General features: G+C 61.1%; 13 protein-coding genes. 4 read left to right on the forward strand and 9 right to left on the reverse strand.

Annotation, left to right across the window (positions count from 1 at the left end):
* Window positions 1-56: 56 nt before the first annotated feature.
* On the reverse strand, window positions 57-1352 hold the full coding sequence (locus R0J92_RS16450) for a replication initiation protein (RefSeq protein ID WP_411052425.1): 1296 nt from the start codon (window positions 1350-1352) through the stop codon (window positions 57-59).
* Between the two features lie 672 nt (window positions 1353-2024).
* Here R0J92_RS16450 and R0J92_RS16455 point away from each other — a divergent pair.
* Together R0J92_RS16455 and R0J92_RS16460 are read left to right on the forward strand one after the other, a co-directional pair.
* Window positions 2025-3395 carry an AAA family ATPase gene (locus R0J92_RS16455; protein ID WP_106164675.1) on the forward strand — a complete coding sequence of 457 codons (1371 nt, stop codon included), beginning with the start codon at window positions 2025-2027 and terminating at the stop codon, window positions 3393-3395.
* Window position 3396: 1 nt separating this feature from the next.
* Complete coding sequence (locus R0J92_RS16460; RefSeq protein ID WP_411052426.1) at window positions 3397-4479, forward strand: ParB/RepB/Spo0J family partition protein; 1083 nt, start codon at window positions 3397-3399, stop codon at window positions 4477-4479.
* A 60-nt stretch (window positions 4480-4539) separates the two neighbouring features.
* Here the strand turns inward: R0J92_RS16460 and R0J92_RS16465 are convergent, their stop codons facing one another.
* A complete protein-coding gene (locus tag R0J92_RS16465; RefSeq protein WP_411052427.1) occupies window positions 4540-4722 on the reverse strand; it encodes a hypothetical protein in 183 nt (60 codons plus the stop codon).
* A 78-nt stretch (window positions 4723-4800) separates the two neighbouring features.
* On the opposite strand from R0J92_RS16465, the gene R0J92_RS16470 reads away from it, so the two are divergent.
* The gene (locus R0J92_RS16470; RefSeq protein WP_106164672.1) at window positions 4801-5325 is read left to right on the forward strand and encodes a CBS domain-containing protein; all 525 of its coding nucleotides are present in this window, start codon (window positions 4801-4803) and stop codon (window positions 5323-5325) included.
* Window positions 5326-5424: 99 nt separating this feature from the next.
* Here R0J92_RS16470 and R0J92_RS16475 read toward each other — a convergent pair whose 3' ends face one another.
* The 7 genes from R0J92_RS16475 to R0J92_RS16505 form a co-directional block, all read right to left on the reverse strand.
* Window positions 5425-6816 carry a M20 family metallopeptidase gene (locus tag R0J92_RS16475; protein WP_411052428.1) on the reverse strand — a complete coding sequence of 464 codons (1392 nt, stop codon included), beginning with the start codon at window positions 6814-6816 and terminating at the stop codon, window positions 5425-5427.
* Entirely contained in the window at window positions 6813-8378 is a 1566-nt protein-coding gene (locus tag R0J92_RS16480; protein WP_411052429.1) for a gamma-glutamyltransferase, read from the reverse strand. Before R0J92_RS16480 ends, R0J92_RS16475 begins: the two co-directional genes overlap by 4 nt.
* Window positions 8375-9358 carry an ABC transporter ATP-binding protein gene (locus R0J92_RS16485; protein ID WP_106164669.1) on the reverse strand — a complete coding sequence of 328 codons (984 nt, stop codon included), beginning with the start codon at window positions 9356-9358 and terminating at the stop codon, window positions 8375-8377. Before R0J92_RS16485 ends, R0J92_RS16480 begins: the two co-directional genes overlap by 4 nt.
* A complete protein-coding gene (locus tag R0J92_RS16490) occupies window positions 9355-10350 on the reverse strand; it encodes an ABC transporter ATP-binding protein (RefSeq protein ID WP_317384071.1) in 996 nt (331 codons plus the stop codon). Before R0J92_RS16490 ends, R0J92_RS16485 begins: the two co-directional genes overlap by 4 nt.
* Before the next feature lie 3 nt (window positions 10351-10353).
* The gene (locus tag R0J92_RS16495) at window positions 10354-11250 is read right to left on the reverse strand and encodes an ABC transporter permease (RefSeq protein WP_106164667.1); all 897 of its coding nucleotides are present in this window, start codon (window positions 11248-11250) and stop codon (window positions 10354-10356) included.
* A gap of 1 nt (window position 11251) precedes the next feature.
* Entirely contained in the window at window positions 11252-12169 is a 918-nt protein-coding gene (locus R0J92_RS16500; RefSeq protein ID WP_106164666.1) for an ABC transporter permease, read from the reverse strand.
* A 109-nt stretch (window positions 12170-12278) separates the two neighbouring features.
* Window positions 12279-13802 (reverse strand): ABC transporter substrate-binding protein, encoded by a 1524-nt coding sequence (locus R0J92_RS16505; protein ID WP_411052430.1) that lies wholly within the window; start codon window positions 13800-13802, stop codon window positions 12279-12281.
* Window positions 13803-13951: 149 nt separating this feature from the next.
* Between R0J92_RS16505 and R0J92_RS16510 the strand changes: the two genes are divergently transcribed.
* Complete coding sequence (locus R0J92_RS16510) at window positions 13952-14716, forward strand: IclR family transcriptional regulator (RefSeq protein WP_411052431.1); 765 nt, start codon at window positions 13952-13954, stop codon at window positions 14714-14716.
* Window position 14717: the final 1 nt, after the last annotated feature.

Here is a 14717-nt window from a genome sequence, read left to right on the forward strand (position 1 = left end):
GGGAGAGCAAACCTTGCCTACGGATCACCGGCCATCTGCGCCCTGTGACACGCAAATCACCCCTCATCCTCAGTGAATGCATCTGGCTCCAGCTCTTGCCAGAAGGCGATGATGCTCGCTGCATTCAGCGCCGATCTCCATCCATGCTGGCGAAAGTGTTCCCGGTCGAGTTCGCTCTCGAGGCGGGACTGAAACAAGCGCTTGTCCGCATCTCGCTGCGTGGGGTTTCGCCGCGAAACCAGTGTTTCGACGATATCAAGATGACGGGCCCGGTCACGCCGCGCTGCTGCGCGGGCCTGAAACGCCGCGTCCTCGGCGGCTTGTGCGGCGGCCTGCTCCGCACGTTTCTCCTCCAGACGTGCTTGGGTTTCTGGATCGACAGGAGCCTGGCGCGCGCCACCGCCTCCGCTCTCAGACGGGCTGTAGTCGCCCATGATTGCCGCACGCAGATAGCCCACGCTGGATTTCACATCCCCCTGCCCCGCCACATAGTTGAGCTTTTCCTGCACGTAGTCCGGGCCGTGCTCCGTGATCCATTGACGCGCAAGCCGATCAGAAACCCCCTGCCCCCGCAGTGCTTTGTAGACGGGCAAATTGCGCAAACCGTCGCTATCATCAATCTGGAACATTGCCATCTGCGGGTTCTCACGGATCAGGAACCGGATCTCGCTGACCGCCCTGCCCTTCTTGCGGGTTTGCGGTTCAATGATGATGTCAGAGCTCTTGTTGACCTCAGCCACTGCGGGTTTGATGATCTTTGCGTTGAGATGCTTGAAGCTCTCATAATAGGCGGAACCGTCCACGCCCATCAGCTTTCGAAAGATCTCGAGGCTCCACCATCCAGTCGAGCCGGTGCGTACGAACCGATAGCAGTTCTCATACAGCGCCAGCCCGTGGCCCGAACTGAAGTTGCGTTGGATCTTCACGTTGATCAGTGCATAGATCTTTGGGTCATGCAGTTTTTGCGCCAAGGCTGGCGAGTAGGCGTATTCGCAGACGCCGTTCTTCAACTTGGCGAAACTCAACAGTGCAGAGACGCCCCACTCCTGATGTCCCTGCTCATCGAGCATATCCCATTCCGCAACAGTTTCGGCCAGGGCCCGCAGACTGGCCCGCAGACTGTCGACGTCGTTGGAGTTATACCCCACCATCATCGCAAGCGTCCGCGCGTCGATCGTGTGACTGCGCGCCGTGGTCAATGTGTCATACGCGTTCAGCAGCAAGACATTTGACAGTTTGCGCTGCAGCAGCGTCAGCTTGCCGCTGATGTGAATCGCGGCGACGTTTTTCTTGACCGTTTCTCGCGTCAGGGCGCCGGTCAATCGGTCGTCGTCAAAGCTCCGCTCTGCCATGGAATCATCTGCCTCTTGTTTTTTCGCAGACTGCCACATAAGGAACCTGTCAGACAATCCGGCACGGGTTCCTTTGGTGGTCTCGCTGCAGTCAGCCCGCGGCACTTTAAAGGTACCCATGCACAGGAGCAGAACCCGCGCATCCCGTCAGAGAGCGAATCGGTCCCGCCTGCCCCATGGCCCGTATGGCGCCGCAGCGCACGTTCTGTGCTAGGCTCTAATTTGGGAGTTCAGTGTCGAAATCAACGCTCTGCCACACGTAAGCGCGACGGAGGCGCGCATCGAGAGCGGCTGTGCGGCAGCGTCCCGCCCCTGAGAATCGGAACCCTTAGACCTGCTTTGAGGTCCCTTTCCGCCCGTATACGGGTACCTTTGATCCTGTACATAGGTACCACTCGACCTGAAAGCAGGTACCCAAGATGATTTAGTAGTCTGAATTCATTGCGTTATTCAGCAGTAAAGAATCTAAAGACTCTAAATAATTAAACGCTTTGTTGGCCGTATTTTTATGGTTTCCAAGAGAAAACAGCAACGTTTCGTCACGAAACCAGTAAAAGGCACCCAGAAAAACCCGCCGGCACGCCCCTTCAGGCCTATGCACCGCCAAAGATGTTCTCTATTCTTGGGCATATAACCATAATCAACATACATTCATCGAGATCGAGCAACCTCATGAGTACCCCATCTTTGCCGCCGTATTTCAATTTGGACCCGGAGAAAGCCGCAGGCAAGCTCCCTGACCCGATCCAGACCGCCCGATTTGCCAAGGCCGCCGCACTCTGTGGCAAAGGCCGAGAGGACCTGGCCCGTCGTGGATATGCGCCCGACGGGGAGAAGCGGCTGCGCAAGTTCTCGGTCTGGGAAATCACCCGCTATCTGATACCGGTGGCACCGCAGCATCTGCGACGTGTCTTGAAAGCGCATCCGGACCTGCCGCAAGGCGAAGGCGAAGGTGGCTCAAAATGGTTTACGCTGGAAGAAGTGCTTGCCCTTCGTCAGTACTTCGCCAGCGAGGGAATTTCCACGAAGGAATACCTGCCCTACCGACCCAAAGGTTTGCCGGCGAAAGTGACAGCTGTTGCCAACTTCAAAGGGGGCGTGGGCAAAACCTCGACTGCGGCGCATCTGGCAATGTCCGCCGCGCTCGATGGCTACAAGGTTCTGGTGATCGACCTGGACAGCCAAGGCTCCATGACGTCCATCCTCGGCGGCAAGATTGAGGATGAGTGGTCGACTGTCTTCCCGCTCATCGCCAAGGATTATGCGAAATCCATGGTGGAGGAAAACGCCGTGCGTGCCGCGGCAGGTGAGCCTGAACTGCCATTGGATGAAACGCTGAATGAAGCGCTGACGGTTTCGCCGCGAAACGTCATCCAAAAAACCCATTGGCCAAACATCGATCTGATCGGTGCGCAACTGAACCTCTACTGGGCGGAGTTTCAAATCCCCGTCTGGCGCATGGGGTTGCGCAGTTGGCCGCTGTGGGATGCGCTGAACAACTTCTTGCAGGACGAAGGCATTCTGGACGACTACGATATCGTCTTCCTCGACACGCCTCCGGCCCTTGGGTATCTGACCATCAACGCGCTTGCCGCGGCGGATATTCTGCTGGTGCCTCTTGGTGCGTCCTTTCTGGAGTTTGACAGCACGGGTCGGTTCTTTGACATGCTCTATTCCACCTTTGCCTCGATCGAGGAGGGAGAGAACGTTGCGCAGCGTGCGGCCGGTTTGCCTGAAATTAAGTTCGAATGGGATGTAGTAAGGGCGCTGATCACGCGCTTTGACGCCAGTCAGCAGACGGACATGGCAAACGTGATCCAAGCTTACTTCGGCGATTTCATGAATGCCTACCGTCAGGATGTCACGGCCCTCGTGGGCCAGGCGGGAGAGCAAGTGAATGGGATCTATGAAGCGGATTATCGCGACTTCAACCGCGATACCTATGTACGTGGGCGGGAAACCTTTGACCGGACCTATGCCGAGTTCAAGGAGCTTCTCATCGGCAGCTGGTGGCGCGACGCCCAGATGGAAGGGGCAGAGTAAGATGGCCAAACGCAGACGACTGACCGCACCGGATGCTGCCGAAATCGAAGCGCTGGACGAGGGTTTCGCCGCGAAACCGAGCGTGAATCCGTTCGACAACAGCCAGAATAACGCGCCACCCATTGCCAAGGTCTCGGCAGAAACCGCAAAGCTGCGGGGGATGGCGGCTGTTACGGATCGGGTTGAAATGGCCCGCGACAAGGCCGACGCCAACAAATGGCGTGACGCCGAAGGGGCCGGGCAGGCCGTGCATCAGATCCAGCTGGAGGACATCGACCGCGACTACCTGCGGCGAGATCGGATGCAGGTGGATGAGGACGAGCTGCAAGAGCTGATCGCCTCCATCCGCACCAACGGACTGCGCAGCCCGGTCGAAGTGGTGGCTCTTGACGAGGGGCGCTATGGTCTTGTGTCCGGCTTCCGGCGACTGGAGGCTTTTGCGCGACTGAACCGTAGCGAAGACGGGTTCGATGCGATCCCGGCCTTCCTGCGTCAGGGTACTGACAGCGCCGACGCCTATGTCTCGATGATCGAGGAAAATGAGCTGCGCGCCAATCTGACGCCCTATGAGCGGGGCCGGATTGCAGTTCTGGTGACGGGGCAGGGGGTCTTCGCCTCGGTCGAGGAGGCCGTGGACACGCTCTTTGCTGCCGCCTCGAAGGCCAAGCGTTCAAAGGTGCGCAGTTTCGCCGCAGTTCACGAAGGGCTGGGGGATCTGTTGCGGTTCCCAAATGCCATGTCGGAAAAGGCGGGGCTGAAACTGGCCGCTGCGTTGCGGGCTGGCGGACAGGGCGCCCTGCGTAAGGCGCTTGGCAGCGCGCAGCCCGACAGCGACCGGGCCGAATGGCGGGTGGTCGAGGCGGCCTTGGCAGATCTGGACGCAACGCCCAAGGACAAGGCGCGCGGTGGACGTCCGCGACAGGTGACCCGGCTGAAGGCCCGCACTCTGGCGGGCGGTGGCGATCTGTCGGCAGAGGTGTCGCCCTCGGCGGTCCGCATCGACCTCAAAGGGCGTTCACTGGATACGCAGAGCGTGGATGCCTTGCTGCAGCTGATCGAGATGCATTTGCAGTCCGATACCTAAGCGGAAAGAGTGGCAACCGGGCAGGGCGGTCTGAGGCCGCCCGCGCCAGTCGGGACGCGATCAGCCGGTCCGCAGCGGCACAAAACCCAGCACCAGAAGACAGCCCGCAGCGACAAGGCCGAAAAGCCAAAGATGGCTGCGCGGGCCTTCCATCTTCCAGACCGTGCGGTAGCGATATCCGGCCAGACAGGCGATCACGAACAACACGGTTGCGCCGGCTGGCGTCAGCGTAAGATCAGACAATTTGGTCTCCCTTGTCGGAACACATTTACTCGGGCGAGATTTGTAATACCGTATAAGGTGATAAAGAGAGGGAACGCCATGCCTGCTTCATATACTCCGAAAACACGGGGCGACGAAACGCTGGACAAGAAGACCAGCAGCCAGACGCTGGACACCAACATGTCTGCCGCACGGGCAACGGTTGGCGATGTCCTCGCCAACAAACGTGGTGATCTGTTCTGGATCAACCCGCAGGATACCGTGGCCAAGGCCGTGGAGGTTCTGCGCGACAAGGGAATCGGTGCGCTACTGGTCAAGAACCCGCAAGGGGATCTGGTCGGGATCCTGTCAGAACGGGATATTGTGCGTCGTCTGGCGGATACTCCGGGCAAGACGCTGCCACAGACGGTAGAGGAGCTGATGTCCACTGATGTGATCACGGCGACACCGGATCAATCGGTGGTTGAGGTGCTGCGCCTCATGACAGATGGCCGGTTCCGCCACATGCCGGTGCTGGAGCAGGAGCAGCTGGTCGGCATGATCACCATCGGCGACGTCGTGAACTTCCGTCTGACTGCGCTGGAGTACGAGGCGCTTCAGCTGAAACAGTTGATTGTGGGGTAGGGGCCTCGGTCGCGCTAAGATCATCGCACCTCAATGCAAGAAGGCCGCCCTTTGAAACAAGGGCGGCCTTTATTTGTCAGCAGCGATTTGCGGCTCTGCTTAGGCGGAGGGTCCGCCCTTTTCGCCAACATCCCAGAACACGCCCGCCATGACCCGCAGCGCATCGCGGCAGACCGGCTTCAGAACATGCTCGTTCGGTGCATGCTGTGAGCAGCCGCGATAGGAGTGCGGCACCCAGATGGTCGGAACCTCAAGAATGTCGGTGAAACTGTCGTTGGGCAATGACCCGGCAAGGTTCGGCAGCACATGCAGATCGCCCGAGGTTTCGCGGATCGAATCGCCCACGAACTGTGCCCAAGGATGCTCGGGGTCGAGCCGTGTGGCGGCAAAGAACCCGCGATCATGGCAGCGGATTTCCACGTTCTGGAACCCATGCGCGTCCAGATGACGGCGGAGGGCAGGGACCACGTCCTCAGGCTCAGTGCCGACCACATAGCGCAGCTGACAGGTCGCGCGCGCCCAGCCGGAAATTGCGTTGACCGGGGCGTCCGGCACGCCAGAGACCATCGCCAGCACGGTAAAGCTGTTCCAGCCGAACACACGTTCCGCCGGGGTCAGGTCTTCTTCGCCCCAGTCGGGGTTCACATCCGGGCCTTGTCCCCCTGAAACGGGCAGATCCTTCAACGCGGCGCGCACGCTGTCTGTCAGGCTGTCGGGGCGCCATTCTGGAACCTTGATCTGGCCACGCACATCGGTGATCGAAGCCAGCGCATGGGCAAGGATCATCGCCGGGTCGGACAGCAGGCCGCCCCAGTTGCCGGAGTGATGCGCGCCCTCGTGGGTTTCCACCACCAGATCGAACGTCGTCCCCCCGCGCGAGCCCATGAACATGGTGGGGACCTCGGGTTGCAGGCGGGGGCCGTCTGAGGCGATCAACACGTCCGCCGTCAGCCGGTCCTTGTAGGTCTTGAACACCTCCGGCAGGCCAACAGAGCCAACTTCTTCGCTCATTTCCAACACGATACGCGTGTTGAAACCGAGGTGACCCCGCTCTGCGACCACCGCCTCAAGAGCTGCGATATTGATCAGATGCTGGCCCTTGTTGTCCGCCGTTCCGCGTCCATAGAGCCGGTCGCCTTCTTCGACGATTTCCCAAGGCGAAAGCCCCTCGCGCCACATGCCCTCCTGGCCCAATACAGCGTCGCCATGGCCATAGGTGAGCACGGTCGGAAGGTCATCCCCTTCGACCCGCTCCCCGATCAGGAGCGGCCCGCCGCGCGGATCGGGATTGTCGATGATCTCGCAGGCAAAGCCCAAGGCGATCAGGCGCGGCAGCATTGCTTCCTTCAGGTAGCGCAGGCATTCGCTGCGCGCGTCGGGCGCATCATTCTGGCTCTCGCTGCGATAGGTCACGAGATCCGCAAGGTCAGATTGGAATGTTCCGGCCTCGTAATAGTCAGTCACGCGGGAAATGGCGGCGTCGCGGGTCATAGGTCGTCCTCGGATATTGCGTCACCCCAGGGTGACATGATTTCGGTGCAGCCGCTGTTGGCGCCATCCTTGCGCATCACGCCTGCGGGGCAGGCGAAGGCATAGGGGGAGACGGTCCGCCGGGTGGTCTGCGTTGGTTTTTCGTCCGATAGGGCTGAAATCACCTCTGTCGGCAGCGTTTCGTCCGCGATGATCTGCGCGCCGCCTGACATATCGATGCGCGGCGTGTGAAAGGCCTGTTCCACATCCATTTTGCCATCGACGACAAAGGACGCCAGCTGCGACACGGCCGAGACGATCTTGCGCCCGCCAGACGCGCCAAAGGCAAAGCGCGTGTCGCCGCGTTCACCCAACACCGGGCAGACGTTCATCAGGCACGCCTTGTTCGGCGCGAGGGAGTTCGGGCGGCCCTGTTCGGGGTCAAACCACATGATGCCGTTGTTCATCAGGAACCCGGTTGAGGGCGACACAACCCGGCTGCCAAAGATCGACAGCAGCGTCTGGGTGTGGGTGACCATGTTGCCGTCCCGGTCCACGACGGAGAAATGCGTGGTGCAGCCGGGGGCCTCTGGCACTTCGCCGTCATCGCCCATCTTGCCGAGCCGCTCTGCATAGGCTTGGTCGAGAGCGCGGGCGTAGGCCACATAGGTTGCGGCAGGCGTCGAAAGATCTGCGGTTTCAAGCTGTTCCATCACGCGGGCGAAGGTCGGGCCTGCCGTCAGGCCCGGCATCACGTGAAAGCGCGCGTCGCGGTAATCGACAGGGCGGGCTGCGCCCATCCAGGCGGAGTATCCGGCGAGATCTTCCGCAGCGAGGCAACCGCCCTTGTCCTGAACATCCTGCGCCATCGCCTGCGCCAGATCGCCCTCGTAGAAACTACGCGGTCCAGCCTCGGCCATATGCGCAAGCGAGGCGGCCACGCGGCTCTGGTCGAGCCGATTGTCGGGGATCGCGGTCCAGCCAGAGCCCTTGGGCCATGTGCCATCGTCAAGGAACATCGCAGCCGCGTCGGGATCCTTGGCCAGATTGCGCGCGGTCGAGGCGATCAGCAGCGCTGCATACCAGTCGACAAGCATTCCCTCGCGGGCATGACTGACAGCGGGTGCCAGAAGCTCCGCCCATGGCATACGGCCCCAGCGGGCGTGCGCCTGACCAAGACCGTCCACGGTGCCGGGCACGGCGATCGCCGTCGCGCCCTCGACGTTGCGATCCTCGACCACGCGTTCCCAGGGGAAGAGATCCCCGGCCTTGCCATCACCAGACAGGGGATAGTCGTTTATATTCAATCCCTTCGGCGATCTCATGCCGAAGTTGATCGCCACCGCCTCGCCAGTGTCCGCGCGCCAGTGGATCGCGGCGCCACCGCCGGCTGGGCCGCTCATCCAGGGTTCAAGAACCCCGACGACAAAGGAGGTCGCGACGGCAGCATCAACGGCATCCCCGCCAGCGCGCAAGACTGCGGCACCCGCTTCGGCAGCCTGACGGTGCTGGGAGGCGACGACGCCGCCCGCGGTTTCGATGACATGCTTGCGGGTGTGCTGTGTTCTCGACAGTGCGCTCATGCGGCATCCTGACGTGTCATCGGGCTCTCCGGGTCGTGGAGGTGGCATTCCACCCGGCCATGTTCGGTCTGGATCGGGCGGGGGGCGACTGTTTTGCAGTGCTCCGTCGCCAGTGGGCAGCGCGGGTGAAAGGCGCAGCCCGAGGGCGGGTTGATCGGGTTCGGATAGGCGGTGCCAAGGGCGGTTTCCGGCACGCCCAGCCCCGGCTCCGGGGTCAGGACCGAACTCAACAGGGCCTTAGTATAGGGATGCTTGGGGGCCTCAAAGAGCTCTGCCACAGGGGCTTCTTCAACGATCCGGCCAAGATACATGACCGCCACCCGTGTCGCCAGATGCTCCACCACAGCGAGGTCGTGGCTGATGAACAGATAGGTCAGGCCAAACTCGCGGCGCAGCTCGCCCAGCAGGTTGAGGATCTGGCTTTGGACAGACACATCCAGCGCCGAGGTCGGCTCATCGCAGATGACGATCTCGGGTTTCATCACCAGCGCGCGCGCAATGGCGACCCGCTGACGCTGACCGCCGGACATCTGGCTGGGGTAGGTGTTCATCACCCGCTGCGGCAGACCGACGATGTCGAGGATGTCCTTCACCGCCTTGGTCTGGCTGGCGGTATTGCCGATCTTGTGCACCCGCAGCGGCAGGGAGATAATATCGTAGATCGACTTTCGTGGATTGAGCGAGGAATAGGGATCCTGAAAGATTGGCTGCAGGCGTCCGGCCAGACCGCGCCGATCAAGGGTTGCCATCGACTCCCCCTCAACAAGCACATCGCCAGACGTGGGTTTTTCCAGTCCCAGCAATAGCTTGGCCAATGTGGACTTGCCACATCCGGATTCCCCAACCAGCCCCAGCACCTCGCCCTTGCCGAGCGAGAGCGTGACATCGTTGACGGCTGTCAGCGGCTTGCGCGGGCCAAACATGCCTTGCTTGACGCTGTAGGTTTTCTTTACTCCGTCCAGGGTCAGAACATCACTCATGCGACCTCTCCTTCTTCGGACAACGCGCCGTCGGGGTGGACGCATTTGAACTCATGGCTGGCGTCGCCTCTGAGTGGGATTGCTTCGCGACATTCGGGGCGGGCATGGGCACAGCGGGTGCGGAACACGCAGCCGCTGACATCGCCGATCAGCGACGGCACAATGCCGGGAATGGTGCCAAGGGGCGCGCCGCGTTCGGTTTTGCCCGGCTGCGGGATGCAGCGCAGCAGACCGCGCGTGTAAGGGTGGCTTGGTGCGGCAAAGACCTCTGATGCGGGGCCTGTCTCGACCAGCTCACCCGCATACATCACCGCAACCTTGTCGGCGACACGGGCCACCACACCCAGGTCATGGGTGATGAGGATCATCGCCATGTTCATCTCGCGGGTCAGATCTACCAGGAGCCGCAGGATCTGCGCCTGAATGGTCACATCAAGGGCGGTTGTCGGCTCGTCCGCGATCAACAGATCCGGCTCGCACATCAGCGCCAGCGCGATCATCACCCGCTGACGCAGACCACCGGACAGCTGGTGGGGGTATTGCGACAGGCGGCTTTCGGCGGCAGTGATGCCGACCTTTTCCAACAGCTCCACCGCGCGGGCGCGGGCCGCCGCCTTGCTGACCTTGCGGTGCAGCAAAAGCGTCTCGGTCAGCTGATCGCCGATGGTATAGGCCGGGTTGAGCGAGGTCATCGGCTCCTGAAAGATCATCGCGATCCGGTTGCCGCGCAGATCGCGCATCACCCGGCGGTTGGCCTTTTGCAGGTCGACATCGTCAAACCGCATCTCGTCGGCCTGGCGTTTGATGGACTTGCCCAGAAGCCCCATCACTGCCAGCGAGGTCAGGGATTTGCCCGACCCGCTTTCGCCGACGATCGACAGGGTCTCGCCGCGTTTGAGGTCAAAGTCGATGCCGCGCACCGCTTTCAGCGTGCCGCTGCCGGTGGGGATGTTGAGGGTCAGGTTCTTTACGGAAAGAAGCGTATCAGTCATGGTTCAGCTCCGTCCTTCGGGGGCGGTGACGTCACGCAGACCGTCGCCCATCAGATTGATCGCCAGCACCAGCACAAACAGCACGGCACCGGGAATGAGAACGAGCCATGGCTCGAACAGCATCATGTTCTTGCCTTCGCTCACCATCAGGCCCCAGGAGGGGGTAGGGGGCTGCACACCAAGGCCGAGAAAGCTCAGCGCCGCTTCGAGCAGGATGGCGTGGGCCATCTCCAGCGTGATCACGACGATCAGGTTGTTGAAGATATTCGGCATGATCTCGGTCAGCAGAATGCGCGGGGTGGAAGCGCCGATCACCTGCGCAGCGGCCACATAGTCGCGACGGCTGACCTGCAGGGTGGAGGCGCGCATGACCACGGCAAAGCGGTCCCACAGCAACAGGCCCAGCACGCAGACCACCACGGTGAGCGAGCCGCCGAGGATGGCAACCACCGCAAGGGCCACCAGCACCACCGGCATCGCGAGACGCACGTTGATGAGGAAGGTGACAACCGCGTCGACCTTGCCGCCGAAGTAGCCGGCCGCGACACCCATCGCGGTGCCGATCACGCCGGAAATCAGCGCAGCCACCGCACCGATCAACAGCGACACGCGGGCGCCGTAGATCAGGCGCGACAGGTAGTCCCGCCCCAGATGGTCGGTGCCCAGCGGATGTTCCCAGGTGCCGCCCATGAAGACAGGCGGAACCATGCGGTTCATCAGGCTTTGCGCATAGGGGTCATGCGGGGCGAGCACCGGTGCCAGAATGGCGATCAGCACCAGCAGGCCGACAACGCCCATGCCGAAGAGCAGCCCCTTGTGCCCAAATGCGCGCAGCTTGAGCATCTGGCGCGGAGAGGGGCCTTGGATTTCTTGGTAGAGAGGATCAGTGGAGTCGGTCACGTCAGGAACTCCGCATTCTGGGGTCAAGCCAGGCGTTCAGAACGTCGGCGAGAAAGGTGAAGACGATGTAGAACATCGAGAAAACGAGGATCAGCGCTTGCACGGTGGGCAGGTCGTTGCGGGCAATGCTCTCCCAGGCGAGGAAGCCTGCGCCATGCAGCGCAAAGACCGATTCCACCACGATGGAGCCGCCCAGCATGAAGCCCATCTGGACCGCAGCCAGGCTGACCACCGGGATGATCGCATTGCGCAGGGCGTGTTTGAACAGCACCCGACCTTCGCCGGCGCCCTTTGCGCGTGCGGTGCGGATGAAGTCCGAATTCAGCACGTCCAGCATGCCGGCCCGCGTCAATCGCATGATGGCTGGCATCGCGTAGTAGCCAAGCACGATGGTCGGCATGATGAAATGCCGCCAAGTCGCCGCGCCAGAAGGCGGCAGCCAGCCGAGTTGAATGGCAAACACAACGATCAGAATGAGGCCAAACCAGAACGACGGCATCGCCTGACCGGCAACGGACAGGAACAGCGCGACGCGGTCGATGAGGGAGTTGGGACGGATCGCAGCAGCCACGCCAAGAGGAACGGCGGTGAGGAGGGCAAACAGGATACCACAGACCCCCAGCAGCATGGTCACTTGCAGACGCTCTGCGATCAGGCTGGCGACGGGCAGTTTGAAATAATAGCTCTCGCCAAAATCGCCCTGCACGGCCGAGAACAGCCATTCGCCGTATTGCACCAACATGGGGCGGTCAAAACCATAGAGGCGGCGGATGGCCTCGACATCTTCGCCGCTGGCGGTTTCGCCAGCCAGGGCGGCTGCAGGATCTCCGGACAAGAACAGCAAGGAAAAACTGATGAAGCTGACGGTCAAAGCCACTAGCAAAGCCAGGCCCAGTCTCTTCAGGATGAATGGAAGCATGAGGTACCTCGGGCGTCAGGCACTATAGGCCCGCGCATCTGGGGATGTGTCGTGTGAGGAGCGTGTCGGGAGGAGGGTGAGGGGCGCGGGGCCCCTCACCAGAGGCAGATCAGTTCCAGGACATGTCCACGAACCGCAGCACCTCGTCGGCAGTCGGCGTGTAGGTCACGCCGCCGGTGAAGACGTAGTTGGTGTTGTAGCTGAACATCGGCGCCCAATAGGCTTCCTTGGTGATCTTCTGCAGCGCCTTGGTGTAATTCTCGATCCGCTCGTCCGGGTTGGTGGAGCTGTCGGCCACGTCCAGCCACTCCAGCACTTCATCGTCACGGGTGCTGTCGAGCGAGCCGTGCTTGAAGAACTGGCTGACCATGGCGGAGGCGTCGTTGATCGAATAGCTGCCCCAAGTCTGGAACGACAGCGGCACTTCGCCTTTCATGTTCAGCTCGCGCAGGGCGGAGTACTGAAGCATCTTGAAGTCGGTGTCGATGCCGACCGCGTTGAGGTAGGACGAGATCGCCTCGGCGTACTGACGGTCGCGATACGCATAGAACGGCGTGCTGAACCCATCCGGATAGCCCGCTTCGGCCAGCAATTCTTTCGCCTTTTCAGGGTTGTAGTCATAGGTTGTCACATCCTGCACGCAGCCGAACTGGCTGGGGAAACAGGGGGTGTTGATGACTTGGCTCGACCCTTGCAGCAGCGCTTCGACCAGTTCTTCGCGGTTGATCGCGTAGTTGACCGCCTCGCGCACCTTGGCATTGGTGAAAGGGTTGTCCTCGCCGGAGCGACCCGCGGAGTCCATTTGCAGATAGCCCACGCGCATGGTGGATTCATTGGCAACGGTGAACTGCCCCATCTCGGCCAGCTTCTCGGCCTGATCCGCAGGCACCTGCCAGATCAGATCCAGCGAGCCGGAGAACAGCTCTGCCATCTGGGTGTTGACGTCGGGAATGGTGCGGATGTCGATTTTGTCGATTTCCGGCTGACCTTTGGGGCTGTCGTGGTAGTTTTCATTCTTTTCCAGCACGAAATGCTGTCCCGGCACCACGTCGGTCACTTTGTAGGGGCCGGTGCCAACGGGTTTCAGACCCATGCCGGAGGGGCCAGCCTCGGCGTAGTATTCATTCGGGTACATGGACACGGGGCCGGAGAGGAATTCGATCGCCGCCGGGAATTTGTCCTTCAGCAGGATGCGCACGGTATAGTCGTCGACTTTCTCTGCCGATTTCATCCAGTTTACGTTGCGCTGCGTCTTCACGCCGTTTTCTTCCTTGGCGACGTAGTTGACGGTGTAGACCACGTCATCGGCGTTGAAGGGTTCGCCATTGTGGAACGTGACCCCCTCGCGCAGCTTCAGCTCCAGCGTGGTGTCGTCGATCCATTCCCAGCTGGTGGCCAGGTTGCCGATGTATTCGTTGGTCTTCGGGTCACGGTAGATCAGACCGTCCCAAACGGCGCGCTGCATCACGACCCCTTCGCGGGAGGAGTTGAAGTAGCTGTCGACGTTTTCCAGCTCTTTGGTGAACGCCACGTTCAGGGTGCCAGACGCCTTGTCCGCAAGGGCGGGCATGGCGGTGGTGGAGGCCAGCGTGAGCGCGACGAGCACGGAGCGGGTAAAGGAGAGATCAGTCATTTCATTTCCCTGTACTATACGTTGGAATAGTTGCAGTATCATTATTTGATACTTATGATCGCTATTTAACTATCATACTCAGATGCTGACGGTATCCGTCAAGTCTTTGTTACATCCGTGTTTTCGAGACCCGGCAGAAATGGAAAAAGATGTTGGAAAAGAAGCAGAATCCGCTGTTCGTCGGCACCTTGGCCAAAGGGCTGCGTCTGCTGCGGGCGTTTGACGAATCACATGTTTCCCTGTCGCTGGCCGAGTTGGTCACCCTCACCGGACTGGAGAAAAGCGCGGTACAGCGCATGGCGCATACGCTTCATCAAGAGGGGATGCTGGAGCGTGATCCGGGCACGCGTCGCTATCGGCCCAGCCATGCCTGGCTGGAGCTGGCCTACGCCTACTACTGGTCGGATCCGCTCATTTCGCGGGTGCTGCCGAAGCTGGTGGAGTTCAGCCGTGTTCATGGCGAAACAGTGAACCTGGCGCAGATTTCCGGCGATCACATCATCTACTCGCTGCGCCTGCCCAACCAAAGGACCCAGTTCGCGGCCAGTATCGTCGGGCGTCGCGTGCCAGCGCTTGGTACAGCGTCCGGGCGGGTGATACTGGCAACCTGGTCTGACGATGAAGTGGCACATGCGTTGGAAACCTGGCCGATCCGGGCGGCGACACCAAAGACCATCACCGACCGCGAGGCCATTGCTGACGGTATCGCCTGCGCGTCGCAGGACGGCTATTCGATCACGCAGGGTCAGATGATGCTGAACGAAATCAGCCTGGCGGTCCCGATTGTCGGCATCGACGGAAGGGCCAATGCGGCGCTGCAAGTTGCCGTCTCCAGCCACAGTTTTGATATCGAGCGGGTGAGGGAGGAGTTGCTGCCAGCCTTGCTCGACACCGCGAGCGGTATTCCCGGCTGAC

The sequence above is a fragment of the Tritonibacter sp. SIMBA_163 genome (assembly GCF_046535935.1).
Classification (GTDB): domain Bacteria; phylum Pseudomonadota; class Alphaproteobacteria; order Rhodobacterales; family Rhodobacteraceae; genus Epibacterium; species Epibacterium scottomollicae.